The organism is Glycomyces amatae, from assembly GCF_020991375.1.
Lineage (GTDB): Bacteria > Actinomycetota > Actinomycetes > Mycobacteriales > Micromonosporaceae > Glycomyces > Glycomyces amatae.
On the sequence record NZ_JAJLQZ010000029.1, the window covers coordinates 23,018 to 47,623 of the forward strand.

General features: G+C 71.5%; 24 protein-coding genes and 1 pseudogene. 18 read left to right on the forward strand and 7 right to left on the reverse strand.

The genetic code is table 11. From position 1 onward, the window contains the following. The first annotated feature begins 124 nt into the window (after window positions 1-124). Window positions 125-3,151 (forward strand): ATP-binding protein, encoded by a 3,027-nt coding sequence (locus tag LO763_RS26095; RefSeq protein WP_230790875.1) that lies wholly within the window; start codon window positions 125-127, stop codon window positions 3,149-3,151. Window positions 3,152-3,215: 64 nt separating this feature from the next. On the opposite strand, the gene LO763_RS26100 is transcribed toward LO763_RS26095, so the two are convergent. From LO763_RS26100 to LO763_RS26120, 5 genes and pseudogenes are all read right to left on the reverse strand, one after another. After that, entirely contained in the window at window positions 3,216-4,073 is an 858-nt protein-coding gene (locus LO763_RS26100; RefSeq protein WP_230790876.1) for an ABC transporter permease, read from the reverse strand. Between the two features lie 29 nt (window positions 4,074-4,102). Then, entirely contained in the window at window positions 4,103-5,062 is a 960-nt protein-coding gene (locus LO763_RS26105) for an ATP-binding cassette domain-containing protein (protein ID WP_230790877.1), read from the reverse strand. A 149-nt stretch (window positions 5,063-5,211) separates the two neighbouring features. Beyond that, window positions 5,212-5,470 (reverse strand): annotated as a pseudogene (locus LO763_RS29275) (Txe/YoeB family addiction module toxin). Continuing rightward, window positions 5,467-5,718 carry a type II toxin-antitoxin system Phd/YefM family antitoxin gene (locus LO763_RS26115; RefSeq protein ID WP_230790878.1) on the reverse strand — a complete coding sequence of 84 codons (252 nt, stop codon included), beginning with the start codon at window positions 5,716-5,718 and terminating at the stop codon, window positions 5,467-5,469. Before LO763_RS26115 ends, LO763_RS29275 begins: the two are co-directional and overlap by 4 nt. 80 nt (window positions 5,719-5,798) lie before the next feature. After that, window positions 5,799-8,195, reverse strand: a complete 2,397-nt coding sequence (locus tag LO763_RS26120) for an HAD-IC family P-type ATPase (protein WP_230790879.1) — start codon at window positions 8,193-8,195, stop codon at window positions 5,799-5,801. A gap of 142 nt (window positions 8,196-8,337) precedes the next feature. Between LO763_RS26120 and proS the strand changes: the two genes are divergently transcribed. The 15 genes from proS (at window position 8,338) to LO763_RS26195 (ending at window position 20,918) form a co-directional block, all read left to right on the forward strand. Beyond that, the gene (proS, locus tag LO763_RS26125; RefSeq protein ID WP_230790884.1) at window positions 8,338-9,744 is read left to right on the forward strand and encodes a proline--tRNA ligase; all 1,407 of its coding nucleotides are present in this window, start codon (window positions 8,338-8,340) and stop codon (window positions 9,742-9,744) included. Between the two features lie 159 nt (window positions 9,745-9,903). Then, complete coding sequence (gene rpsP, locus LO763_RS26130) at window positions 9,904-10,404, forward strand: 30S ribosomal protein S16 (RefSeq protein WP_230790885.1); 501 nt, start codon at window positions 9,904-9,906, stop codon at window positions 10,402-10,404. Between the two features lie 2 nt (window positions 10,405-10,406). Beyond that, window positions 10,407-10,637 carry an RNA-binding protein gene (locus LO763_RS26135; RefSeq protein WP_026922808.1) on the forward strand — a complete coding sequence of 77 codons (231 nt, stop codon included), beginning with the start codon at window positions 10,407-10,409 and terminating at the stop codon, window positions 10,635-10,637. Between the two features lie 71 nt (window positions 10,638-10,708). Then, window positions 10,709-11,215, forward strand: coding sequence for a ribosome maturation factor RimM (gene rimM / locus LO763_RS26140; RefSeq protein ID WP_230790886.1), 507 nt, complete (start codon window positions 10,709-10,711; stop codon window positions 11,213-11,215). Between the two features lie 16 nt (window positions 11,216-11,231). Continuing rightward, window positions 11,232-12,008, forward strand: coding sequence for a tRNA (guanosine(37)-N1)-methyltransferase TrmD (trmD, locus tag LO763_RS26145; RefSeq protein WP_230790889.1), 777 nt, complete (start codon window positions 11,232-11,234; stop codon window positions 12,006-12,008). Between the two features lie 86 nt (window positions 12,009-12,094). After that, entirely contained in the window at window positions 12,095-12,442 is a 348-nt protein-coding gene (gene rplS, locus LO763_RS26150) for a 50S ribosomal protein L19 (protein WP_091040326.1), read from the forward strand. A 102-nt stretch (window positions 12,443-12,544) separates the two neighbouring features. Beyond that, entirely contained in the window at window positions 12,545-13,816 is a 1,272-nt protein-coding gene (gene lepB / locus LO763_RS26155; protein WP_230790891.1) for a signal peptidase I, read from the forward strand. Continuing rightward, window positions 13,813-14,511 carry a signal peptidase I gene (gene lepB, locus LO763_RS26160; RefSeq protein ID WP_230790893.1) on the forward strand — a complete coding sequence of 233 codons (699 nt, stop codon included), beginning with the start codon at window positions 13,813-13,815 and terminating at the stop codon, window positions 14,509-14,511. The genes lepB (LO763_RS26155) and lepB (LO763_RS26160) overlap by 4 nt, the downstream gene beginning before the upstream one ends. Window positions 14,512-14,586: 75 nt before the next feature. Further along, window positions 14,587-15,213: a ribonuclease HII gene (locus LO763_RS26165; protein ID WP_255673050.1), complete on the forward strand. Its 627-nt coding sequence runs from the start codon at window positions 14,587-14,589 to the stop codon at window positions 15,211-15,213. A 112-nt stretch (window positions 15,214-15,325) separates the two neighbouring features. After that, window positions 15,326-15,628, forward strand: coding sequence for a DUF2469 domain-containing protein (locus LO763_RS26170; protein ID WP_091040324.1), 303 nt, complete (start codon window positions 15,326-15,328; stop codon window positions 15,626-15,628). Between the two features lie 181 nt (window positions 15,629-15,809). Further along, on the forward strand, window positions 15,810-17,288 hold the full coding sequence (locus LO763_RS26175) for a sensor histidine kinase (protein ID WP_230790895.1): 1,479 nt from the start codon (window positions 15,810-15,812) through the stop codon (window positions 17,286-17,288). 260 nt (window positions 17,289-17,548) lie between these two features. Beyond that, entirely contained in the window at window positions 17,549-19,222 is a 1,674-nt protein-coding gene (locus tag LO763_RS26180) for a nitrite/sulfite reductase (RefSeq protein ID WP_439650322.1), read from the forward strand. Continuing rightward, window positions 19,219-19,440, forward strand: a complete 222-nt coding sequence (locus LO763_RS26185; protein WP_230790896.1) for a hypothetical protein — start codon at window positions 19,219-19,221, stop codon at window positions 19,438-19,440. The genes LO763_RS26180 and LO763_RS26185 overlap by 4 nt, the downstream gene beginning before the upstream one ends. A 46-nt stretch (window positions 19,441-19,486) precedes the next feature. Next, the gene (locus LO763_RS26190) at window positions 19,487-20,197 is read left to right on the forward strand and encodes a phosphoadenylyl-sulfate reductase (RefSeq protein WP_230790897.1); all 711 of its coding nucleotides are present in this window, start codon (window positions 19,487-19,489) and stop codon (window positions 20,195-20,197) included. Further along, window positions 20,190-20,918: a sirohydrochlorin chelatase gene (locus LO763_RS26195; protein WP_230790898.1), complete on the forward strand. Its 729-nt coding sequence runs from the start codon at window positions 20,190-20,192 to the stop codon at window positions 20,916-20,918. The genes LO763_RS26190 and LO763_RS26195 overlap by 8 nt, the downstream gene beginning before the upstream one ends. Before the next feature lie 104 nt (window positions 20,919-21,022). On the opposite strand, the gene LO763_RS26200 is transcribed toward LO763_RS26195, so the two are convergent. Further along, window positions 21,023-21,472: a hypothetical protein gene (locus tag LO763_RS26200; RefSeq protein WP_230790900.1), complete on the reverse strand. Its 450-nt coding sequence runs from the start codon at window positions 21,470-21,472 to the stop codon at window positions 21,023-21,025. A 32-nt stretch (window positions 21,473-21,504) separates the two neighbouring features. Between LO763_RS26200 and LO763_RS26205 the strand changes: the two genes are divergently transcribed. Both LO763_RS26205 and LO763_RS26210 read left to right on the forward strand, forming a co-directional pair. Continuing rightward, entirely contained in the window at window positions 21,505-22,458 is a 954-nt protein-coding gene (locus LO763_RS26205) for a diacylglycerol/lipid kinase family protein (RefSeq protein WP_230790902.1), read from the forward strand. An 878-nt stretch (window positions 22,459-23,336) separates the two neighbouring features. After that, window positions 23,337-23,600: a WhiB family transcriptional regulator gene (locus tag LO763_RS26210; protein WP_030154989.1), complete on the forward strand. Its 264-nt coding sequence runs from the start codon at window positions 23,337-23,339 to the stop codon at window positions 23,598-23,600. 344 nt (window positions 23,601-23,944) lie between these two features. Here LO763_RS26210 and LO763_RS26215 read toward each other — a convergent pair whose 3' ends face one another. Next, on the reverse strand, window positions 23,945-24,412 hold the full coding sequence (locus tag LO763_RS26215) for an ATP-binding protein (RefSeq protein WP_230790904.1): 468 nt from the start codon (window positions 24,410-24,412) through the stop codon (window positions 23,945-23,947). Window positions 24,413-24,606 lie beyond the last annotated feature (194 nt).

A 24,606-nucleotide genomic window follows, 5' to 3' on the forward strand; every position in this document is an offset into this window, starting at 1 on the left:
GGCGTCCACACTCGCCGGTGCGCCGCCGCGACCTCGCGGAACGCCCGAACGCGAGGTCGATCGTCCGATCGTCGACAAACCGAACCCGCTGGCGGCTGTCGTACCCTTCGGCCACACTGGTCGGGTGACTGACTCGCTCCTCATCGGCCGCGACCACCCCGCCGCGGTGCTGCGGTCGGCCGTCGAACGCACCATCGCCAGCCACGGCGGCCTCGTCCTCATCACCGGCGAGGCCGGCATCGGCAAGACCGCCCTCGTCACCGACGTCGCCGCCGCCTACCGCGGCGACCTCGCCATGGCCTTCGCCACCTCCTGGGAGTCCGAGGCGGTGCCCGAGCACTGGCTGTGGACGCAGATCCTGCGCTCGCTGCGCGCCCGCCTCGGCGAGGACCAGTGGCGCGCGCTGCGCCCGGCCCCCGCCGTCGACGCCCTCCTCGGCGAGGGCGAGGGCGCCCCGCCGGTCGAGTTCGAACTCCACGACGCCGTCACCCAGCTGCTCATCGCCGCCTCCCAGTGCGGCCCGCTCCTGGTCGTCCTCGACGACCTCCACTTCGCCGACCCCGGCAGCATCGAACTGCTCAAGTTCGCCTGCCAGCACACGTTCTTCGAGCGCCTCCTGTTCGTCGGCACCTACCGCGACTCCGAGATCGACCCCGGCCACCGCCTGCGCGCCCGGATGCTCCCGCTGGTCGCCAAGGCCGCGATGATCGGCCTCGACGGGCTCGACGAGCCCGGCGTCGCCGCCCTCGTCCGCACCACCGTCGGCGACGCGCCCGACGCGGACACGGTCGCCGAGATCGCCCGCCGCACCGGCGGCAACCCGTTCTTCGTCGAGCAGACCGCGCGCCTGTGGGCCTCCGGCCAACCCGTCGACGCCACCACCGCCGGGATGCGCGACGCCCTCCAGCGGCGCATCGAGCAGCTGCCGCCGCCGCTGCTGCGGATGCTCACCCTCGCCTCGGTCGGCGGCCGCGAGTTCCACGCCGCCGTCATGGCCCAGGCCGCCGGGCGCGACCCCCACGAGATCGAGGCCGCGCTCGACGCCGCCTGCCAGACCGGGCTCGTGCGGCGCGGGCGCGACCGCTACGTCTTCGTCCACGACCTCGTGCGCGAGACGCTCTACAACACCATGCCCGAGGCCGAGGCCGCCCACCACCACGGCTGCGTCGTCCGCGCCCTCGCCGCCGACGAGTCCCTCCAGAAGCTCATGCTCAGCACCGAGATCGCCCACCACGCCTGGCTCGCCGGGGACGACCTCGACGCCGCGACCGCCGTCCGGTTCCTCACCCGCGCCGCCGACGAGGAGAACGCCTGCCTCAGCATCGCCGGGGCCGAGAAGCACTACCGGCGCGCCCTCGAGCGCTGCGCCCCCGGCATGGCGCGCCAGCGCGTCCTGCTCCGCCTCGAACTCGCCGGGGTCCTCAAGTGGCGCTCCGACGAGCAGGAGGCCCGGCGCCTCCGCGAGCAGGCGCTGATCGAGGCCGAGGCCTCCGGCGACCCGATGCTCCTGGCCCGCGTCGCCGTCGAGGAGCTCCAGGACGAGCGCTCCGAGGAGATCTCCCGCGCCAAGGCCCTCGCCTACACCGGCCTCACCGGGCACGAGCCCGACCCCGGCCTCGACCCCGCCGAGCTCACCCGCAGGCTCCTCTTCGAGTACCTCGTGGCCGCCCGCAGGGCCGGCTCCGACGAGGACGTCGCCTTCGGGCTGTGGGCGAACCACGCCGTCAACTGGGGCCCCGGCAGCGCGCACGAGCGGCTGTCCCTCGTGGACGAGCTCACCGAGGTCACGCGCCGCTCCGGCGACCACGACACGCACCTGTACGCCGAGTCCCTGCGCTGGGTCGCGCTCCTCGAACTCGGCGACCCCGCCTACCGCGCCCAGCTCGCCCACTTCTGCGCCCTCGCCGACGCCGCCGAGAGCGAGCGCTGGCGCAGCGCCGCGAACATCGACCGGGCCGTGATCGCCGCCGTCCAGGGCCGCTTCGACGAGGCCGCCGCCGAACTCGACAAGGCCGAGGCCCTCATCGGGTCCGACTCGATCTCCGCGCACATGCTCACGCACCTGCGCTGGGAGACCGTCTACGCGTCCGGCGCCGTCCCCGAGACCGAACCCGGGCCCCCGCACCCCGGCCACGGCGCCTGGCACACCGACCTGCTCGTCGGCCTCACCGCGCTGCGCCGCGGCGACCTCGACCAGGTCCGGCGCGTCCGCGAGCGCGTCGACGCCGACATCGACCTGTACGACTCCTGGAAGTCGCTGCTGCTGCGGTTCCAGGTCGAGGCCGCCGTCGCCGAGGGCGACGCCGAGGAGGTCGAGCGGCTGCGGACCGAACTGGGCCCCTACGCCGGCCAGTGGCTCGTCGCCCTGTGGGGCACCAGCGTCCACGGCCCGGTCAGCCACTGGCTCGGCGTCCTCGCCGCCGCCGCGGGCGACCGGGACGCGGCCGACCGGCACTTCGCCGACGCCGCGGCCGAATCCGACCGGCTCGCCGCCGCCCCCTGGGCCGCCCTCGCCCGGGAGCGCGCCGCCGAGAACCGCGCCGCCGCCGACCGCGCCGCCCGGGACCGCGACGACCCGGCCGGGCCCGCCGCCGGCCCGGTCTTCCGCCGCGACGGCGCCACCTGGACCCTCGCCTACGCCGGGCGCACCCTCCACCTCCCGCACGCCAAAGGCCTGGCCGACCTGCACCTCCTGCTCTCGCGGCCCGGCGTCGAGACCGCCGCGGCCGACCTGCTCGCCGGACCCGCGAGCGACGGCGCCCCCGCGGTCGCCGCCGACGCCCGCCTCGGCGGCGACGACTTCCTCGACGCCGAGGCCCGCACCCGCTACCGCGAGCACCTCGAGACCCTCGACGAGCGGATCGACGCCGCAGCGGCCGTCGGCGACGACGCCCGCGCCGCCGCGCTCGACGCCGAGCGCCAGGCCCTCATCGACCACCTCAAGGCCGCCACCGGCCTCGGCGGGCGCTCCCGCAGGCTCGGCGACAACCACGAGCGCGCCCGCAAGAGCGTCACCAACCGCATCCGCAACACCCTCAAGAAGATCGAGGACGGCCACCCCGCGCTCGCCGAGCACCTCAAGGCGACCGTCGCCACCGGTTCGGCCTGCGTCTACCGGCCGGGCGCCGACGCCCCCGACTGGCGCCTCTGACCGTGCGCGAAGGGGCCGGGCGGGGAATCCCCCGCCCGGCCCCGCCGGGTGTTTCAGTGGAGTCTCACTTGCGGTTGTAGGCCCTGATGGTCAGGAACCCGAACACCGCGATGAACCCGCCCGACCAGATGAGCGTCGTGAGCACCGCGCCGGAGTCGACGGTCCCGTCGAACAGGCCCCGCACCCCGTCGACCAGCTGGCTGATCGGCGTGTTCTTCACGACCGGCTGGAGCCAGCCGGGCATCGTCGAGGGCTCCACCATGATGTTCGACAGGAACGTCAGCGGGAACATGATCGACATCGAGATGGACATGACGGTCTTCTCGGAGCGGGTGATCAGCCCCAGCCAGGTCCACACCCACGAGAAGGCGAAGCAGAACACCAGCAGCAGGGCCACGCCCAGCAGCACGCCGACCGCGCCGCCCTCGGGCCGGTAGCCCATGACCATGCCCGTGCCGAACATGATCGCCCCGGCCGCCGCGTACCGGAACATGTCCGCCAGCAGGTAGCCGACCATCGGCGCGGCCCGCCAGATCGGCAGCGTCCGGAACCGGTCCGACACGCCCTTGTTGATGTCGATGTTCACCGACATGCCGGTGTAGATCGTGGTCATCACGATGCTCATCACCATGATGCCCGGCAGCAGGAACTGGAGGTACGCCCCGGTGCCGCCCGCGATCGCGCCGCCGAACAGGTACGTGAACATCAGCAGCATCACGATCGGGAAGACCAGGATGTCGCCCAGCTGCTCGGGCACGTGCTTGATCTTCAGCATCGAGCGCCAGGCGAACACCCTCGCCGAGGTCAGCGCGCTCGGCGCGGCCGGACGCTCGCCGGTGGCCAGCAGCCGCTGCAAGTGCTCCTTCGCGACCGGGGCCGGCGCGTCGGCGTCGGACTTCGTGTCGGTCGGTGTGACGGTCATTGCGTTTCCTTTCTCAAAGTCCGTGCGGCTCAGGCCTGAACGCGGTTGGTGAGGGCCAGGAAGACCTCGTCGAGGCTCGGCTGGCCCAGCGAGAAGTCGTCCACGAGGACGCCCGCGCGGGCCAGCTCGCCGAGGGCCTGCGAGCCCTGCGCGGCGGTGTCCTCGCCCGGCGCCAGGCGGGCGGTGAGCGACACCGGGTCGTCGTCGAGCTCGACCTCCGCGCCGAGCGCGTCGGCGAGCACCTGCCGCGCGTGCGCGCGCTGGTCGGCGTGGTGCAGGCGCACCCGGATCGAGCCGGCGCCCACGGAGGACTTGAGCTGGCCGGGGGTGCCCTCGGCGATGACCTTGCCGGTGTCGATGACCGCGATGCGGCCCGCCAGCTGGTCGGCCTCCTCCAGGTACTGCGTCGTCAGCAGCACCGTGGTGCCCTCGGCGACGATCGTGCGGATCACGTCCCACACCTGGCCCCGGCTGCGCGGGTCCAGGCCCGTCGTCGGCTCGTCCAGGAACAGGAGCTTCGGGGTGACGATGATGGACGCGGCGATGTCGAGCCGCCGCCGCATCCCGCCGGAGTAGGCCTTCACCTGCTTGCCGGCGGCGTGGGTCAGGCCGAACGCGTCCAAAAGGTCGCCGGCGCGCTCCCGTGCGGCCGGCTTCGCGTAGCCGTAGAGGCGCGACAGCAGGATCAGGTTCTCGACGCCCGTGAGGTCCTCGTCCAGCGAGGCGTACTGCCCGGTCAGGCTCACCTGGGAGCGCACCGCGGCGGCGTCGGTGAGCAGGTCGCGGCCGAACACGGTCGCGCTCCCGGCGTCGGGGCGCAGCAGGGTGGCCAGCATCCGCACCGTGGTGGTCTTCCCGGCCCCGTTCGGGCCCAGCACGCCGTACACCGTGCCGGTCGGGACCTCCAGGTCCACGCCGTCGACGGCCTTGACGTCCTTGAAGTGCTTGACGAGCCCTTCGGCTCGGATCGCGAGGTCGCGCTGCGACATGTTCGCCTCCCGGATGATTCGCATAATCGCTCTCACCCAGAAGGCGCTACAACCCCGCCACGCCCGCCGCTACATCCGGTGTAGCGGCGTTCCGGGACGCCACCGAGGACGCTGATGGGGCCCGCCTTCGGCGGGCCCCATCAGTTGCATTATTGCTCGTAGTGGAAACGGCACTGGACGATGTAGATCTCCTCATCTTCCAGCCGGTAGATCAAGCGGTGTTCAAGATTGATCCGGCGTGACCAGAAGCTCCGGAACCCGTGTTTGAGCGGTTCGGGCTTTCCGAGTCCTCGTTGCCGTTTCGCCGGACGTCCTGATCAGCTCGTTGATCTTCCTGACGATCTTGCGGTCCTGGCCCTGCCGGTGCACGTACTCGTCCCAGGCGCTCGCGGACCAGGTGATCTTCACTCGATCAGGTCCCTCACGACCCCGCGCCCGTTCTCGAGCTCGTCGATGGAGGCGAGCAGCCTGCGCGCGTTGACGGGACTGCTCAGCAGGTAGGCGGTCTCTTTGAGCGACTCGTACTCGTCCAGCGCCACGATCACCACGGACTCGTGGCCATCGCGGACCACGATGGCCTCCTCGCGGTCGTCGATGACGGTGTCGAGCGTCTTGCCGAACTCCGCCTGTGCCTGGGAGAACGAAATAGCCTTCATGCTCACCTCCTCATCTTGTACTGAAAAACGTGGCCTTCGCGGCTTCGGCACGCCAGGATCGCGCGACGTTCGCGCCCCGATCAGTCCTTGAGGTGCTTGGGGCGGACCACCAGCCAGAACAGGAGGGCGCCCACGCCCGAGGCGACGCCGATCGCCGCCGCGGTGGTGTTCCAGGTGCCCGGCAGCTCCAGCTCGTAGAAGCGCGCGAACGGCGGCACGGCCAGGACGATGAGGAACGCGGCCGCGCAGCCGCCCACCAGGAGCGCCTTCCACCACGTGTACGGCTTCGCCACGATCGCCAGGGCGGCGAGCGCGAGGGAGAACAGCGTGATCGCGGCCGTGGTCTGCGGCAGGTCCGAGTCGTACCCGTCGTGCGCCAGCGCCGCCAGGTAGACCGCGAACGTCGGCACCGCGCAGCAGATCCCCGCCGGGATCGCGAACTTCAGCACCCGCCGCACGAACCCGGGCCTGGCCCGGTCGAAGGTCGGCGCCAGCGCCAGGAAGAACGCCGGGATGCCGATCGTGAACGCGTTGATCAGCGACTGGTGGATCGGCAGGAACGGGTACGGCAGCGGGTCGTTCCCGGCGACCCACGCGATGATCGCGCCCACGGCGATGAGCAGCGCCAGCCCGATCGCGTACACCGTCTTGGTCAGGAACACGTTCGCGACCCGCCCGATGTTCCCCAGCACCCGGCGGCCCTCGGCCACCACGTGCGGCAGCGTCGCGAACTCGTCGTCCAGCAGCACGACCTGCGCGACCGACCGCGCCGCGGCCGAACCCGACCCCATCGCGATGCCCAGGTCCGCGTCCTTGAGCGCCAGCACGTCGTTCACGCCGTCGCCGGTCATCGCCACGGTGTGCCCCCGCGACTGGAGCGCCTTCACGAACGCCTGCTTCTGGTGCGGCTTGACCCGCCCGAAGATCGTGGCCCGCTCCAAGAGGTCCGCGAGCTCCTCGGGGTCCTCCGGCAGGCGCCGGGCGTCCACGGTGTCCGCGGCGCCCTCGACGCCGAGCTGCGCGGCGACCGCGCCCACGGCGGCCGGGGAGTCCCCGGAGATGATCTTGACCGCCACGCCCTGCTCCTTGAAGTAGGCGAGCGTCTCGGCCGCGGTGGAGCGCAGGCGCTGCCGCAGGACCACCAGGGCCTGGGCCTTCACGCCGGTGACGCCCCCGGTGGTCGAGGCCGTCTCGGCGGTGACCAGGGCCAGGACCCGCAGGCCCTGGGCGGCGAGCATGTCCGCCTCGAGCGCGACCGGGTCGCCCGCCTCGAGCAGCACGTCGGGCGCGCCCAGCAGCCAGCTGCCGTGGTCGGTGAAGCGGGTGCCGCTCCACTTGCGCGCCGAGGAGAACGGCATGACGTCGATGACCCGCCAGTGCGGGTCGGCCGTGCCGGTCTCGCCCAGGTGCGCCGCGACCGCCTGCATGGTCGGGTTGGGGCTGTCGTCGGCCGCCGCCAGCGCGGCGAGCGCGGTCGCGACGGCCGCGCCGTCGGCGTCGCCGACCGGCCGGACCTCGTCGACGTCCATGCCGCCCTCGGTGAGCGTCCCGGTCTTGTCCAGGCACAGCACGTCGGTGCGGGCCAGCCCCTCGATGGCGGGCAGCTCCTGCACGAGGCACTTGCGCGCCCCGAGCCGGATCACGCCGACCGCGAACGCGACCGACGTCAGCAGCACCAGGCCCTCGGGGATCATGGGGACGATCCCGGCGACGGTGGTGACGATGACGCCGTCCGAGGCGACGATGTCGTGCCAGTCGCCGACGTCCCCCGCCTGGCTCACGATGAGCAGCAGCGCGATCGGCACGATGAGCCAGGTGATGATCTTGATGAAGCGGTTGATGCCCTCGCGCAGCTCCGAGCGCGCCAGCGTGAACTTGCTGGCCTCCTCGACGAGCTTGGCGGCATAGGAGTCCGCGCCGATGTGCTCGGCTCGGAACAGGCCGGTCCCGGCCACCGCGAACGAGCCCGAGCGGACCTCGTCCCCGGGCGTCTTCGCCACCGGGTCGGCCTCGCCGGTCAGCAGCGACTCGTCGATCTCGAGGTTCCGGGACTCCACCACCGGCCCGTCGACCGCGATCCGGTCGCCCGGCTCCACGTACACCAGGTCGCCCTGGACGATCCGGTTCGGCTCGATCTCGCGGACCTCGCCGTCGCGCAGCACCTTGGCCATGGCCTGGTTCATCAGCGACAGCTTGTCCAGGGTGCGCTTGGCGCGCAGCTCCTGGACCGTTCCGATGAGGATGTTGGCGATGATGACGCCGGCGAACAGGCCCTGCTTCCAGCCGCCGAAGGTCACCGCGATGACGGCGAGCACGCCGATGACGCCGTTGAGCGGCGTGAAGAGGTTCGCGCGCAGGATGGCCGAGAAGGGTCGGGACGTGTGGCGCTTGGACTCGTTGACGGCTCCGGCTTCGACGCGCTCGGCCACTTCGTCGGCCGTCAGGCCCCGGTCACCTGCCAGCATGGGTGTTGTCACGTCGTCAGCTTATGCGACAGCCGCCCTCCTGTATCACCGCCGAAGGACCGAACCCCGCCGATTCCGGTCTCCTCCTTTCGACCGAGGAGACCCGGCTTCCCGACCGCGGGGAGGCGTCGCGCGCCCCGTAGAATCGCTGACCATGGCCAATGTACTCACACCGCAGGGCGAGGACTTCCCTCGCTGGTACCAGGACGTCGTCGCCAAGGCCCAGCTGGCCGAGAACGGCCCGGCCCGGGGCTCGCAGGTGATCCGACCGTCCGGGTTCGCGCTGTGGGAGCGCATGGTCGACGAGCTCGACGACCGCATCAAGGAGACCGGCACCGAGAACGCCTCGTTCCCGCTGCTGATCCCCGAGTCCTACTTCACCCGGGAGGCCGACCACGTCGAGGGCTTCGCGCCCGAGCTGTGGATGGTCACGCACGCCGGCGGCAAGGAGCTCGAGGAGAAGCTCGCGATCCGCCCCACCTCCGAGACCGTCATCGGCGAGTACATGGCGAAGTGGGTCAACTCCTACCGCGACCTGCCCCTGCTGCTCAACCAGTGGTGCAACGTGCTGCGCTACGAGATGCGCACCCGCCTGTTCCTGCGCTCCTCGGAGTTCCTCTGGCAGGAGGGCCACACCGTCCACGAGACCTATGAGGACGCCCACGCGTTCACGCTGCGCGTCCTCCACGAGGTCTACGCCGACTTCATCGAGAACGTGCTGGCCATGCCGGTGCACCGCGGCATCAAGACCGAGGCCGAGCGCTTCGCCGGGGCCCTCAACACGTTCTCGGTCGAGTCGCTCATGCGCGACGGCAAGGCCCTCCAGATGGGCACCTCGCACGAGCTGGGCCAGAACTTCGCGAAGGTCTTCGACATCCAGTTCCAGGGCAAGGACGGCAAGCAGCAGTTCGGCTGGACCACCTCCTGGGGCGTCTCGACCCGCATGGTCGGCGGCCTCATCATGGCCCACGGCGACGACGCGGGGCTGCGCGTCCCGCCGAACCTCGCCCCCGTGCAGGTCTGCGTCATGGTCGTCAAGGACTCGGACGAGGTCCAGTCCGCCGCGCGGAAGGTCTACGACGAGCTCAAGGGCGACGGCCTGCGCGTGCGGCTCGACCACCGCGGCGACGTGGCCTTCGGCCGCCGCGCCGTGGACGCCGAGCTCAAGGGCTACCCGGTCCGCATCGAGATCGGCCCCCGCGACCTCAAGAACGGCGAGGCCACCGTCGTCAGCCGCGTCGAGGGCACCAAGGAGACCGTCCCGCTCGGGATGCTCGCCGAGGCCGTCGCCGCCGCGCTCGAGGGCGCCCAGCAGCGGCTGTGGGACGAGGCCCTGGAGTTCCGGGAGGCGCGCACCGCCGACGTCTCCACCGTCGACGAGGCGATCGAGGCCGCGCAGACGGGGTACGCCCGCCTGCCGTGGGACGCCTGCGGCGTCGAGGGCGAGCGGAAGGCGGCCGGCTCGGCCGTCACCGTCCGGGTCCTCCAGCGCGAGGACGGCACCGTGCCCGACTCCCTGGATGAGGCCGGTCTCATCGCCTACCTGGCCCGTTCGTACTGATCGCCCGGTGCGCTAGACTCGGTCGCTGTAATGAGCTTTGGGACGGATGCCCTCTCAACAACCGTGACGCAAGGCCAAGTTTCAGCGCGAACGCAATCCGGATTCTCCACCTGGACGGCGTGCGCGCTGACGTGATCCTTACAACAGGAGTAACAAAACGTGGCAGTGAAGATTCGCCTCACGCGAATGGGGAAGATCCGTACTCCCCAGTACCGCATCGTCATCGCCGACTCGCGCGTCAAGCGCGACGGCAAGGTCATTGAGAACGTCGGGATCTACCACCCGAAGGAGAACCCGTCCCGGATCGAGGTCAAGTCCGACCGCGTCCAGCACTGGCTCTCCGTCGGCGCCCAGCCGTCCGACACGGTCAAGGCCATCCTGCGCAAGACCGGCGACTGGCAGCGGTTCAAGGGCCTGCCCGAGCCGGCCCCGCTGAAGGTCGCCGAGGCGAAGCCCGAGAAGGAGTCCCTCTACGTGGCCGCCCTCAAGGAGTCGGGCATCGACCCCTCGAAGGCGTACGTCTCGGAGGAGGCCGCCAAGGCCGGCGACACGAAGCCCGCGGCCAAGTCGAAGAAGTCCGCCGAGAAGGCCGACGAATCGGCTAAGACTGAAGAGGTCGAGGCCGCCGCCGACGAGGCCTCCGAGACCAAAGGGGAGTAACCGTGCTGCGACCGGCGCTTGAACACCTTGTCAAGGGCATCGTCGACCACCCCGACGACGTCCGCGTCCGTCTGGTCGACTCCCGCCGCGGCAAGCGGCTCGAGGTCCGGGTCAACCCGGACGACCTGGGCACGGTGATCGGCCGGGGCGGTCGGACCGTCAACGCGCTGCGCCAGGTCATCGGCTCGATCGGCGGCCGCGGCATCCGCGTCGAGGTCGTCGATTCCTACTGAAGTCCGCTGACGGCCCCGGGGTTCGCCCCGGGGCCGTCGCGCTGTCCCGCGGCAGTCGGAGAAGAGGTTCCATGGAGCAAGTGGTGGTCGGCCGGATCGTGCGCCCGCACGGCCTGCGCGGCGAGGTCGTCGTCGAGGTCCGCACCGACGATCCCGAGACCCGGTTCCAGCCCGGCGTCGAGTACCGCACCAAGAACGGCCCGATGCGGGCCGCGACGGTGCGCTGGCATCAGGGCCGCCCGATGATCGGCTTCGAGGGCGTCACCGACCGCAACGGGTCCGAGGCCCTGCGGGGGATCGTCCTCAGCGTCGAGATCGGCGAGGGCGAGCTCGAACCCGAGGACGACGACGAGTTCCACGACGCCCTGCTCATCGGCCTCACCGTGGTCGACCGCGATGCCGGCGAGGTCGGCCCCGTCGCCCGGATCGACCACGGCGCGGCCTACGAGACGCTCGTGGTCAAGCGCAAGGGGCGCACCCCCGCGCTCATCCCGTTCGTGAACGACATGGTCGACGAGGTCGACCTCGAGGCCGGGACGATCAAGGTCGACCTGCCCCCGGGCCTCCTCGACCTGTGACCCGGCGGGAGCACGCATGAAGATCGACGTCGTCACCGTCTTCCCCGAGTACCTCGGGCCGCTCGACCTCTCCCTCATCGGCCGCGCCCGCGAGAGGGGCCTGATCGACCTCGGCGTCCACGACCTGCGCCGCTGGACCCACGACGTCCACCACTCGGTCGACGCCGCCCCCGCCGGCGGCGGCGCCGGCATGGTCATGAAGCCCCAGCCGTGGGGCGAGTGCCTCGACGAGCTCGTGTTCGACGCGGGCGGGGCGCGCCCGCGCCTGCTCGTGACGAGCCCCGCCGGGCGGCCCTTCACGCAGGCGATGGCGCACGAGCTGGCCGCCGAGCCCTGGCTCATGTTCGCCTGCGGCCGCTACGAGGGCATCGACCAGCGCGTCGTCGACTACGCGGCCGAGCGCATGGAGGTCACCGAGGTCTCCATCGGCGACTACGTGCTCTTCGGCGGCGAGGTCGCCGTGCTCGCGATCGTCGAGGCCGTGGCGCGGCTCGTGCCCGGCGTCCTCGGCAACGCCGCGTCCCTGGACGAGGAGTCGCACAACGGCGGGCTCCTCGAGGCGCCCGCCTACGCCAAGCCCGCCGAGTGGCGCGGCCACCGCATCCCCCCGGTCCTCCTCTCGGGCGACCACGGCAAGGTCGACCGCTGGCGGCGTGACCAGGCCCTCCTTCGCACCGCGGCGGCCCGCCCGGACTTGCTGGAGCGCCTGGACCCGGGTAGCCTCGACCAACGTGACCGGCGCCTACTCGAAGGGGCCGGGTTCGCCGCGCCCGAGCAGGGTGTGGCAGAGTAGGTGAGTTCCCGTGACGTGCCGTTCGTTCAAGCGGTACCTCTCCCGGCAGGACTTCTGAACTTTCGTATCGACAAAGGTTGCAACCAATGAACATTCTGGATGAGCTGAACGCCGCCTCCATGCGCGCCGACCTGCCGGACTTCCGTCCCGGCGACACCGTCAAGGTGAACGTCCGGATCCAGGAAGGCAACCGGTCCCGCGTCCAGGTCTTCCAGGGTGTCGTCATCCGCCGCCACGGCGCGGGCATCGGCGAGACCTTCACGGTCCGCAAGCTGAGCTACGGCATCGGCGTCGAGCGCACCTTCCCGGTCCACGGCCCCATGGTCGACTCGATCGAGATCGCCATGCGAGGCAAGGTCCGCCGCGCGAAGCTGTACTACCTGCGCGACCGCAAGGGCAAGGCCGCCAAGATCAAGGAGAAGCGCGAGCTCTGAGCCGCGCCTGGGCCCGTTCACGGCCCGCCGCAAGCGTTCTGCGAACCCCGGGCATCCGCCCGGGGTTTCTCATCGCATGCCGTATTCGGCTACCCTCGGCACATGAGTCCTGGTTCCCCCGGCGGGCCGAAGGGCCCCCGCCGCATCGACTGGAACCGACTCCCCGGTCCCGGCGGGGCCGAACCCCCGCCGCCCGCCGACCCGCGGCGCTCCGGCCCGCCCCCCGGCAGGCTGCCCAGCGGCCCCGTCGCCGGCAGCCCCGACGCGGGCGGCCCGACCCGGCCGATCCGCAGGCCCGAAGGCCCGACCGGCCCGCGCGACCGCGTCGCCCCCGACCGCACCGCTCACGACCGGGCCGGCGCCGCCCGTGACCGCGTCAGCGGCGCCCACGATCGCGTCAGTGCCTCCCATGACCGCGTCGGTGCCGAGCGCGAGCGCGTGTCCGCCGCCGCCCGCGCCCGCGCCGCCGACGAGGAGGCCTCGGGCGACCGCAAGGCCGCCAAGGAGTCCGAGAGCCGCCTCTCGCAGCCGCACAAGCGCCAGTACCTGTCGCTGTGGATCGAGCTGCCGCTGCTCCTGGTCGTCGCGTTCTCGGCCGCGGTGCTGCTGCGGACCTTCGCCGTGCAGCCGTTCTACATCCCCTCCGGGTCGATGGAGCAGACCCTCCAGGAGGGCGACAAGGTCCTCGTCCTCAAGCTCACCACGACCCTGCGCAGCCCCCAGCGCGGCGAGGTGATCGTCTTCCGCGGCACCGACAACTGGGACCCCGAGTACCGGCCCGCCGGCGGCGACGACGGCCTCCTCGGCGACATCACCACCGGCGTCCTCGACCTCATCGGCCTGGCCGAACCCGACGAGAAGGACTTCATCAAACGGGTGATCGCCGTCGGCGGCGACACCGTCTCCTGCTGCGACGCGGACGGCAACGTCGTGGTCAACGGCGTGTCCCTCCACGAGGGCGACTACGTCTACGACGACGCCCCGCTCGACGTCGCCCCCGGCACCTGCCACTCCCGCCTGTTCGAGGAGGTCACCATCCCCGAGGGCGAGGTGTGGGTGATGGGGGACCACCGCGGGAACTCCAAGGACTCCCGCTGCCAGGGCCCGGTGCCCGTGGAGAACATCATCGGCCGCGCCATCGCCCTGGTCTGGCCGACCGACCGCGCCACCGAGCTGGAGATCCCCGCGTCCTTCGACGCCCTCGACGGCGCCGAGGGCGCCACCGCGGAGGAAGGCGGGGTCTCCGCGGACGCCGCCGCCCGCGACGCCGCCCCCGCCGCCTGGGGCGCCCACTGGGACTCGCCGCCCGCCTTGCCCGCCACCGGGACGGGCGTCCTCGAGTCCAGAGCGCGAGCGCGTAGACTCGCACCGTGATCGAAGAAGGGCAAGCGCCAGGTGCCGACGGCGAGGGCGCCGAGGAATCCTCCGAAAAGCAGCAGCCCAAGAAGAAGGGGTCGTTCTGGAAGGAACTGCCCATTCTGCTCGGGGTCGCCATCCTGGTGGCGATCGTCGTGCGGACATGGGTCGTCCAGACCTACTACATCCCCTCGGGCTCGATGGAGACCACCCTCCAGATCAACGACCGGGTGCTCGTCAACAAGCTCGTGTACGACTTCTCCGACCCCGAGCGCGGCGAGATCATCGTCTTCACCGCCCCCGAGTCCTGGCGCTCGGTCATGGAGGAGGACGAGTTCATCAAGCGGGTCATCGCCGTCGGCGGCGACCACGTGGTGTGCTGCGACGCCGAAGGCCGCATCACGGTCAACGGCGAGCCGCTCGACGAGGACGCGTACCTGTACACCAACCCGCTGACCGGCGAGCAGGACAAGCCCTCGCAGGACCCGTTCGACGTGGTCGTCCCCGAGGGGCGCCTGTGGGTGATGGGCGACCACCGCTCGGCCTCGGGCGACTCGCGCGAGCGCTTCATCCGCACCGGCGGCGACGTCCAGTCCTCCACGATCCCGGTCGACGCGGTCATCGGGAAGGCCTTCGTGCTGTTCTGGCCCTTCGCCGACTTCAACTGGTTCTCGGCCCCCGAGACCTACGCCGACGTCCCCGAGCCGTCCTAGGGCCCGCCCGGTGAACCGGCTCCGCCCCGACCCGCAGGAAAGGCCCTGATCGTGCTGCGGCCCGCCCCCTCCCGGATGCGCCGCGACGGCGACCTCTACGCGCTGGAGGCCGCGCTGTCGCGGCGGGGCCTCGGCCCCGTGGCCGGGGCCGACGAGGCCGGGCGCGGCGCGTGTGCCGGGCCCCTGGTCGTGGCGGCGGTGAGCCTGCCGTCCAACGCGCGGCTCGACGAGCTGAACGACTCCAAGCTGCTCACCGAGGCCGCGCGCGAGCGCGTCTTCGAGCGGCTGCGGCGCTCCAGGGCCGCCGTCAGCGTCGTCGCCTACGGCCCGCGGGAGATCGACCGCCGCGGCATCGCCGTGTGCAACCTGGAGGGCATGCGGGTGGCCGTGGCGCGGCTGCCCGTGCGCCCGGGGTTCGTGCTCACCGACGGGTTCCCCGTCCCCGGCCTGCCCGCGAGCCTCGGCGTCGTCAAGGGCGACCGGACCGCCGCCTGCGTGGCCGCGGCGGGCGTGGTCGCCAAGGTGACCCGGGACCGCCTCATGGCCGAGCTCGACCGCGACCACCCCGGATACGGCTTCGCGATCCACAAGGGGTACGGCACCGCGGCGCACGACGCGGCCCTGCGCGCGAAGGGCCCGTGCGAGCAGCACCGCCTCTCGTACGCCAACGTCGCCGCGCACGCCGTACCCGCCCCGACCTGAGGCGGGTTTGGCGGGGGCCCGCGGGGTGAATCCCGGACCCGCGAGGCAAGCCCTGCGCGAGGCGGGGCACCCGCGCACTATCGTGGGAACCGTCGCCTGTGAAGGAGGAGCGTTGAGCGCCGAGGACCTCGAGAAGTACGAGACCGACATGGAGCTGCAGCTGTACCGGGAGTACCGGGACATCGTGCGGCAGTTCACCTACGTCGTCGAGACCGAACGGCGGTTCTACCTGGCCAACGCGGTCGAGGTCCACGTGCGGGGGGCCGACGCCGAGACCTACTTCGAGGTCGAGATGAGCGACGCGTGGGTCTGGGACATGTACCGCCCGGCCCGATTCGTCAAGCACGTCCGCGTCCTGACCTTCAAGGACGTCAACGTGGAAGAGCTAGATAAACCCGACATGACCCTGCCTTAAAAGGGCAGGGCGCCGTCGTGGTCGGGGTGGGCCGCCTCAGAACAAATCTGAGCTGCGGCTCGCTCGTCGCAAGTACCGCTCCGCTGCGCTCCGCCTTCGTACTAGCTCCTCACGACCCTTGTCGGATTTGCCCTGAAACGGCCCCGCGGGAAGCGGTGAAACCCCAGCTACCATTGGTCGGGTGTCCACACTCCGTGATGTGATCAGCGCGCACACCGACCTCACGTCGAACTCCGCGGCCCACCTCCAGCGCCTCGTCGCCGAATGGCAGCTCCTCGCCGACCTCTCCTTCGCCGACTTCCTCCTGTGGGGCGCGGTCAAGGACCGCCCCGGCCGCTACGTCTGCCTCGCCCAGGTCCGGCCCACCACCGGCCCCACCGCGTACGAGGAGGACCAGGTCGGCCGCACCCTGGAAGGCGAGGACGCGAAGCACCTGAACGTCGCCTTCACCGAGGGCCGCATCTTCCGCGAGGGCGACCCGGTCTGGCGCGGCGACGTCGCCGCCCGCCACGAGGCCATCCCCGTGCGCCGCCGCGACCGCCGCGAAGTCATCGCCGTCGCCGCCCGCGACACCAACCTCTCGGACACCCGCAGCCCCTCCCACCTCGAACTCAACTACCTCAAGACCGCCGACTACCTGGTCCAGATGCTCACCGACGGCGGCTTCCCGCCCCCGCTGCTGCCCGGCGAGCCCACGACCGCGCCGCGCATCGGCGACGGCCTGGTCCGCATCGGCGCCGACGGCCTCGTCCGCTACGCCTCCCCGAACGCGCTCTCCGCATACCGCCGCATGGGCGTCACCGGGCACCTGCGCGACCGCGACCTCGCCGAGCTCACCCGCAGCCTCCCCTCCAGCCCCGAGGTCGGCTCGGACGCGGCCCGCCGCATCGCCGACGCCCTCGCCGGAGGCACCCCGCGCCGCAAGGAGATCGAGGCCAAGGGCGCCACGGTCCTCATGCGGGCGCTGCCGCTGCGCCCCGGCGGCAAGGCCGCGGGCGCGCTCGTCCTCGTCCGCGACATCACCGAGGTCCGGCGCCTCGACCGCGAACTGGTCACCAAGGACGCGACCATCCGCGAGATCCACCACCGCGTCAAGAACAACCTCCAGACCGTCGCCGCGCTCCTGCGCCTCCAGGCCCGCCGCGTCGGCTCCCCGCAGGCCCGGCTCTCCCTCGAGGAGTCCGTGCGCCGCGTCGCCTCGATCGCGCTCGTCCACGAGACGCTCTCCCAGTCCTCCGACGAGTCGGTCGGCTTCGACCAGATCGTCGACCGGGTCGCCTCCATGGCCGTCGAGGTCTCCGTCGCCGAGTCGAAGGTGACGCTGCGCCGCGAGGGCACCTTCGGGGTCCTCCCCAGCGAGTACGCCACCCCGCTGGTCATGGTCGTCAACGAGCTCATCCAGAACGCCGTCGAGCACGCCTACCCGCCCGGGCAGGACGGCGAGGTCGTCATCGGCGTCGAACGCGACGGCGACCGCTTCCGCGTCACCGTCTCCGACCAGGGCAAGGGCCTGCCCGAGGGGTTCCGGATCGCCGACTCCACGCGCCTGGGCCTCCAGATCGTCCACACCCTCGTCACCGGCGAGCTGCGCGGCACCATCGACATGCGCCCCCGCGCCGAGGGCGGCACCGAGGCCGTCGTCGACTTCGCGCTCCAGTGACCCGGGGCGGCGGCCCGCCGCCTTACGGACACCCGCCGGCGCGTGTAACGCTCATGTGACCTCATGTCCAGGGAGCGGGACGTTCGGTGCGGTACGCGGGAAGCTGTGTCATGCTTCTAGGCATGTCTCGCGCACACGGGCTCCGACTGGTGGCACGCCGCCACGTCGACTTCTGCCGTGTGTTCAGCGCCGCCTGTCTGATGTGCGCTTAATTCCTTCCGGCATGTCCGCCGTCGAAACCCTGCCACATCTGTGTCCGCATGAGGAGAACCGTGCCAGCGCCAACGCGTAAACCGTCCCGCCCGAAGGGCCAGGGCCAGTGGGCCATGGGCCACCGGGAGCCGCTCAACAAGAACGAGCAGTCCAAGAAGGACGACAACCCGCTCAACGTCCGGCAGCGCATCGAGGGCATCTACGCCCACGGCGGCTTCGACTCCATCGACCCCGCCGACCTGCGCGGGCGCTTCCGCTGGTGGGGCCTGTACACCCAGCGCAAGCCCGGCATCGCCGGCGGCAAGACGGGCGTCCTCGACGAGGAGGAGCTCGACGACAAGTACTTCATGATGCGCGTGCGCATGGACGGCGGCCAGCTCGACCGCGAGCAGCTGCGGACCGTCGCCGGCATCTCCCGGGAGTTCGGCCGCGACACCGCCGACATCACCAACCGCGAGAACATCCAGTACCACTGGATCGACGTGCGCGACGTCCCCGAGATCTGGCGCCGCCTCGAGTCGGTCGGCCTCGACACCCAGGAGGCCTGCGGCGACTGCCCGCGCGTCGTCCTCGGCTCGCCCGTCGCGGGCGTGGCCGTCGACGAGGTCATCGACGCCACCCCGCAGATCCGGGAGATCCACGACCGCTTCATCGGCGACCGCAGCCTCTCGAACCTGCCGCGCAAGTTCAAGTCCTCCATCGGCTGGCTCCCCGACAGCCCCTGGGAGATCAACGACATCTCCCTCGTCGGCGCCCACCACCCCGAGCACGGCCCCGGCTTCGACCTGTGGGTCGGCGGCGGCCTCTCCACCAACCCGATGTTCGCGCAGCGCCTGGGCACCTGGGTCTCCCAGGACGACGTCGTGGACGTCTGGCTCAACGTGGTCCGCATCTTCCGCGACTGGGGCTACCGGCGCCTGCGCACCCGCGCCCGCCTGAAGTTCCTCGTCAAGGACTGGGGCGCCGAGAAGTTCCGCGAGGTCCTCGAGTCCGAGGCCTACCTCGGCCGCAGGCTCCCCGACCTCGACGAGCCGCAGGTCCCCGAGAAGCTCCTCGACCACATCGGCGTCCACGAGCAGAACGACGGCAAGTACTTCATCGGCACCGCCCCCGTCGCGGGCCGCGTCTCCGGCACGCTCCTCGGCCAGCTCGCCGACATCGCCGAGAAGTACGGCTCCGACCGCGTCCGCACCACCCCGCTCCAGAAGATCCTGCTCCTGGACGTCCCCGGCGACCGCGTCGACGAGGCCGTGCGGGACCTGCGCGAGATCGGCCTCGAGGCCGAGCCGTCCCCCTGGCGCCGCGCCACCATGGCCTGCACCGGCATCCAGTTCTGCAAGCTCGCGATCGTCGACACCAAGGACCGCGCCCGCGACCTCGTCGACGAGCTCGAGAAGCGCGTCCCCGAACTCGACACGCCGATCACCGTGAACCTGAACGGCTGCCCCAACGCCTGCGCCCGCACCCAGACCGGCGACATCGGCCTCAAGGGCCAGCTCGTCACCGTCGACGGCCAGCAGGTCGAGGGCTTCCAGGTCCACCTCGGCGGCGGCCACGCCGCGGCCGCGAGCCTGGGCCGCAAGTCCCGCGGCCTCAAGGTCGCCTCCGCCGACCTCGGCGACTACGTGGAGCGCGTCACGCGCCGCTACCTCGCCGCCAGGTCGCAGGGGGAGACCTTCGCGCAGTGGGTCCACCGCGCCGACGAAGCGGAATTCCAGTGAGCGCCCGCGTCGTTCCCTACCACTGCCCCTACTGCGGCGAGGAGGACCTCCGGCCGTACGCGCCCGACGCCGACAGCGACGTCGACATCAAGGGCGGATGGCACTGCGCGGACTGCACCCGCGTCTTCGCCGTCAAATACCACGGGATGGCCGCCGCACCGGTGTACGCGGCGCCGCCCACCGACCTCCAATCCCCACCCGACAACGAGGGCGCGTAACCCACGAGCCTCGAACCGAGTGACACCCCGATCGGAGTGAAGCACCATGAGCAGCACCGGAAAGCAGCGAGACCCCTTCGAACTCCGCGACCTCGCCGCGGCCGCGGGGAAGCGGCTGGAGGACGCCACGGCCCACCAGATCATCGAGTGGGCGGTCGGCGAGTTCGGCGAGCGCTTCTGCGTGACCTCATCGATGGCCGACGCCGCGGTGGTCCACCTGGCCAGCCAGGTGGCCCCCGGCATCGACGTCGTCTTCCTCGACACCGGGCTGCACTTCCCCGAGACCCTCGAGGTCCGCGACTTCGTGGCGTCCACCATGGACGTCAACGTCCGCTCGATCCGGCCCGACCAGTCGGTCCTGTCCCAGGACGCCGAGTTCGGGCCCCGCCTGTTCTCCCGCGCCCCCGACGAGTGCTGCTCCCTGCGCAAGGTCCTCCCGCTCAACCGGGCCCTGGCCGACTACGACGGCTGGGCCACGGGCCTGCGCCGGGACGAGGGCCCGACCCGCGCGAACACGAAGGTCGTCGACTTCGACCTGTCCCGCCGCAAGGTCAAGGTCTCGCCGATCGCGAAGTGGACCGAGGCCGACCAGGAGGCGTACATCGAGCGCCACAACATCCCGGTCAACCCGCTGCTCAAGGACGGCTTCCGCTCGATCGGCTGCTGGCCGTGCACCCGGCGCACCGCGCCGGGCGAGGACCCCCGCGCGGGCCGCTGGGCCGCGTTCGACAAGACCGAGTGCGGACTGCATGTCTGACCGGCCGGCCCGCGGGTCCGTCGCGGCCGCTCCGGCGGCCGGGGCGCCGGGGCCGCGGCCGGTCGTCCTGGTCGCGCACGGCAGCCCCGACCCGCGCTCCCCGGAGGCCGTCCGCGCCATCGCGCGGGCGGCCGGGGCCGACGTCGGCTTCCTGGAGTTCAACGAACCGCACCCGGTCGCGGTCCTGGAGGGCCTCGCCGACACCGGCGCCGCCGCCGCGGTGGCGCTCCCGCTGCTGCTGACCGATGCCTACCACTCCCGCACCGACCTCCCCGCGGTCGCCGAACGGGCCCGGGAGGCCCGGCCCGGCCTCGCGGTCGCGGTGGCGCGCCCGGTGGGGGACCTGTCGCTCGCGAAGGCCCTCGTCCGCGGTCTGCCCCGCGGCGTCGACGGACTGGTGGTGTGCGCCGCCGGGACCCGCGTCGAGGAGGGCCGCGCCCATGTGGCCGCGGTGGCCGCCGAAGCCGGGCGGCTGCTCGGCGTCCCGGCCGGCCCGGGCTTCGCCTCGGGCCCCGGCCCCCGCGCGGGCGAGGCCGTGGAGGCACTCAAAACCCAAGGGGCCCAACGTATCGCGGCGGTCTGCTACTTCATCGCGCCGGGACTGCTCTGCGACGCGGCACTGGACTCGGCCCGCGAGGCGGGCGCCGTCCACACCGGCGAACCGCTCGGCACCGCCCCCGAACTCCTCGCGCTCATCGAACGCCGCGCCGCCGAGGCCTGAACCGATGCGATCGGTGGAACGCTTGGTTGCGGTCCATGCGATCGCGGGTCCAAGCGCCGCGGGAGCCGTCCGGCCCCGCGGCCCTCACTCGGCCCCTGCGCCGCTCACTCGGTCTCGCCGAAGGGCCTGCGCTCGCCGAAGCCGACGGCCCGCCGCGACGGCCCGCTGAGGACCAGTCCGAGCAGCACCGCCGCCAGCGCCCAGGCCCCGATCCCCAGGAGCGGGTGCGCGGCCTCCCTGAGGTAGTACCCGACCGGGAGCCACAGGAGCGCCTGGAACACCGCCTGCGCCACGACGTCCCGCCGCTGGAGCAGCCGGCGCCCGAGGAACCAGTAGTACAGCGCGGCGGCCCAGGCGAGCAGCACGACGCCGACCGCGCCCTCGGCGGTGTCGACGCGGCCGGTCGCCAACTGCGCCAGCCCCCATGCTCCGGCGGCGACGAGTCCCGTTGCGAGGAGCCAGAACAGGCCCGCGGCGACGGTGAGGGTCCAAGGACGGTCACCGTCACCGTTCGTTTCGGTGACCGCGCCCATGTCGGCATCGGTTTCGTTCACACCTCAACCGTATCCCGGGCTACGCTGCGGCTATGCGCGACCTGAAAGCGGCGCCGCAGCGCGGTCTGCTCATCGTGAACCCGAAGGCCTCCACCGGCTCGCGGCGTCGCACGAGGTGGGTGGTCAAGAAGCTCGACCACGCCCTCGACCTGACCGTGGAGCAGACCCGCGCGCGCGGCCACGGCGAGGAGCTCGCCAGGCGCGGCGCCGACGAGGGCTACGACGTGGTGCTCAGCCTCGGCGGCGACGGTACCGTGAACGAGGTCGTCAACGGACTGGTCGCGGACGGCCGCCCGGCCGCGGAGGCGCCGGTGTTCGCGCCGATCCCCGCGGGCTCCACGAACGTCTTCGCGCGGGCCCTGGGGCTGCCGTGGGACCGCCGCCGCGCCGCGACGGCGATCGTGTCCGCGATCGAGGAGTCGCGGGAGCGCACGGTGAGCCTGGGGCGCGCGAGAGGGGACGGCACCGACCGCCTCTTCACCTTCTGCGCCGGGCTCGGATGGGACGCCTCGATCATCAAGAAGGTGGAGTCGTACCGCAAGAAGCGCAATCTCGGCGCCCATTACGCCCGCGCCGTCATGGCGGAGCTCAACGAGCACGGCGTGGAGGGCGACTCGATCGAGGTCGAGCTCTCATCGGGTGAGGCCGATCTCTCCACCGGGATGGTCGTGGTGCAGAACTGCGCGCCGTGGACCTACTTGGGCACCCTTCCGGTGAATCTCAACGCGCGGGCGTCCTTTAATGCTGGACTTGATGTCCTGATTCTGCGTAAACTTGGGCTGTCGGACGCCGCGATGACCGCCGCTTCACTGCTGGTCGGTCGGGACGGACCCGACGGCAAACACGCGGTGACGCATCACGATCTCTCCAGGATTCGGCTGCGCGCGTCGCTTCCGCAGGCCTTCCAACTCGACGGGGATTACCTCGGGGAGTTGACCGAACTCGATCTCGATTCGGTGCCCGGGGCACTGCGGGTGGCCTGCTAACAACTTGGGAAAACCTCGGAGCGGGTGTTGACAACTCGCCCGTGAGCAGGCAAGGTTGATTTCGCCATCCCTACAGGGACGGCGCGAGACTTACAACCGAATATCGTATTTTCGGTGCGTATAGACCGGGCACGATGTGGGTACTTATGTCTTGGCGAAGCTTGCGAGCCAAGAATGGTTCAAGCCCTGGCGAGACTTCCGAGCGTGGTGAGTCGGCCAACCTTGAGTACCAGTGTGTCAAACCGGTTCGACTCGCTGTCACCGACCCCCTCCTTGGCGGAACCTGCGGGCCGTACATTCGGCAGGTCCCCCGGAGGAGCGAATGTGACGGGGGCCGCTTTGAGGATCCGCGGTAGGGATCCCGGCGGCACTGCGGAACGTCCTCCCGAGTCTTCTTCGAGGTAGCAAGGTGAGTTCACTCACTCAGCGCGGATTTCCGGAGTCGAACCCTTGACAAATCCCGTCCTTGTGAAAGTATTCACAAGGGAGACGGGTTCAGGTGCGGACCAGTCGCTGCGACACTTGTGGAGCTGTGAATCCGCACGACCGCCACTCGGGCGGCCGACGCCGCCGAGCGGCTGTGCTCACCGATGCCCCGGCGTTCAGCAATGGCGCTGAAGCGATACGAGAGCCCTCCGTGATCGCGGTGACAACGATTCCCTTTGCAGGGAAACGAGATCCGTCCTGAGTGCTCCCCGGTCCCGCCCGCGAGGTGCGACCGCCACACGGAAGCCGTGGCGGAATCCGAGCGGTACCGGCGCGAAACGCGATCGAACGCCCGCGAGGCCCGGCAGGGACCCCGCTACGCCCGAAATCGCAAGAGCTGTTCATAACACCGTGAAACCAAGATGCTTGATGCTTAGCAAGGAGATGTTTTGATGGATTGGCGCCACGAGGCCATCTGCCGCGACGAGGACCCCGAACTGTTCTTCCCGATCGGGGACACCGGACCGGCACTGGTACAGATCGAGCAGGCCAAGAACGTCTGCCGGCGCTGCCCCGTGACCGAGGAGTGCCTGCGGTGGGCGCTCGAGAGCGGTCAGGACGCGGGCGTTTGGGGCGGCATGAGCGAGATCGAGCGCCGCGAGCTGAAGCGCCGCTCGGGTGCCCTGCGCACGCTCGCCACCCAGGTCGTCGGCTAGCACCGCGCAATCCCTTGATCTAGTCCATCCCTCGAATTTGCGACAACAGAAGCTTGGAAGGCCCGGCCGCGCGCCGGGCCTTCAAGCTGTCCGGGGCACCCGGCCGGCACGCACCCCGAAGACTCCGCGGAAGCGCCGGGGAAGGCCCCCGATCTCCATCGTGCCCGAGGGGTGCGACGACTCCGGCGGACGGTCGGTTCGAAGGCGGCGCCGAGACCCTGCGGCGGCACTGGGGAAGGCCCCGGTCTCGATGATGCCCCGGGGGTGCGACGTTCTCGGAGGCGTGGTGTTCGAAGGCGGCCCTGAGGCCCCAGCGGGGGCCGGGCGCGGCGCTCCCGGGCGGGTCAGTTGATCTGGTGGCGCTCGGTCTCGGCGTCCGCCTCGGTCGCCGGGCGCCGCTGGCGGATCCTGATCGTCGTGGTGCCGCCCTCGACCTCCGAGTCGACCTCGTCGGTGAGGGCCCTGAGCACCTGCCACTGGTACGTCCCGGCGTCCGGCAGCGGCTCGCCCTTCGGGCGGCTCAGCACGATCTGGAGGGTCTCCTCGCCCACCTCCAGGCGGCACCGCAGCGGCTCGTCGCCGCCCCGCCGCCGGAACGGGCGCGCCCGCCCCGCGTCGGCGTGCTTCGGGGCCGTGGGGATCAGCAGCGCCACCGCGGCGTTGACCGCCGCCCGCAGGTCCTCGATCTCGTCCAGCGAGAACCCGAGCCTGGTCGCCACCGCCGCGGTCGCCGTCGGCAGGACCGAGAGGTAGTCGCCCGTCGAGGGCACGTCGAGCAGCAGCACGTCGTCGCGCTCATCGCTCACCGGCATCGCCGCTTCCTGTGACGTCGTGAGTGGCCGAAAGCCTTCAGCCCCTCCGCTGCAAAGGATAATCGGACCGGGCCGCCCGCGCTGACCACCCTGCCCGAAATCCCGCCATAGGGGAGCCGCGGCCGGGCCCGGCGACGGCGAAGCGCCCGCCCCCGCGGTCCGGGGACGGGCGCTTCGCGGCGACCGCGCAGGCG

Coding starts and splice junctions, on each gene's coding strand:
- LO763_RS26115 (WP_230790878.1), bottom strand. CDS start 5,718: ATGAAGGCTATTTCGTTCTCCCAGGCACAGGCGGAGTTCGGCAAGACG.
- LO763_RS26100 (WP_230790876.1), bottom strand. CDS start 4,073: ATGACCGTCACACCGACCGACACGAAGTCCGACGCCGACGCGCCGGCC.
- proS (WP_230790884.1), top strand. CDS start 8,338: ATGGCCAATGTACTCACACCGCAGGGCGAGGACTTCCCTCGCTGGTAC.
- LO763_RS26215 (WP_230790904.1), bottom strand. CDS start 24,412: ATGCCGGTGAGCGATGAGCGCGACGACGTGCTGCTGCTCGACGTGCCC.
- LO763_RS26190 (WP_230790897.1), top strand. CDS start 19,487: ATGAGCAGCACCGGAAAGCAGCGAGACCCCTTCGAACTCCGCGACCTC.
- LO763_RS26180 (WP_439650322.1), top strand. CDS start 17,549: ATGAGGAGAACCGTGCCAGCGCCAACGCGTAAACCGTCCCGCCCGAAG.
- lepB (WP_230790891.1), top strand. CDS start 12,545: ATGAGTCCTGGTTCCCCCGGCGGGCCGAAGGGCCCCCGCCGCATCGAC.
- trmD (WP_230790889.1), top strand. CDS start 11,232: ATGAAGATCGACGTCGTCACCGTCTTCCCCGAGTACCTCGGGCCGCTC.
- LO763_RS26195 (WP_230790898.1), top strand. CDS start 20,190: ATGTCTGACCGGCCGGCCCGCGGGTCCGTCGCGGCCGCTCCGGCGGCC.
- rplS (WP_091040326.1), top strand. CDS start 12,095: ATGAACATTCTGGATGAGCTGAACGCCGCCTCCATGCGCGCCGACCTG.
- LO763_RS26165 (WP_255673050.1), top strand. CDS start 14,587: ATGCGCCGCGACGGCGACCTCTACGCGCTGGAGGCCGCGCTGTCGCGG.
- LO763_RS26205 (WP_230790902.1), top strand. CDS start 21,505: ATGCGCGACCTGAAAGCGGCGCCGCAGCGCGGTCTGCTCATCGTGAAC.
- rimM (WP_230790886.1), top strand. CDS start 10,709: ATGGAGCAAGTGGTGGTCGGCCGGATCGTGCGCCCGCACGGCCTGCGC.
- LO763_RS26210 (WP_030154989.1), top strand. CDS start 23,337: ATGGATTGGCGCCACGAGGCCATCTGCCGCGACGAGGACCCCGAACTG.
- LO763_RS26105 (WP_230790877.1), bottom strand. CDS start 5,062: ATGTCGCAGCGCGACCTCGCGATCCGAGCCGAAGGGCTCGTCAAGCAC.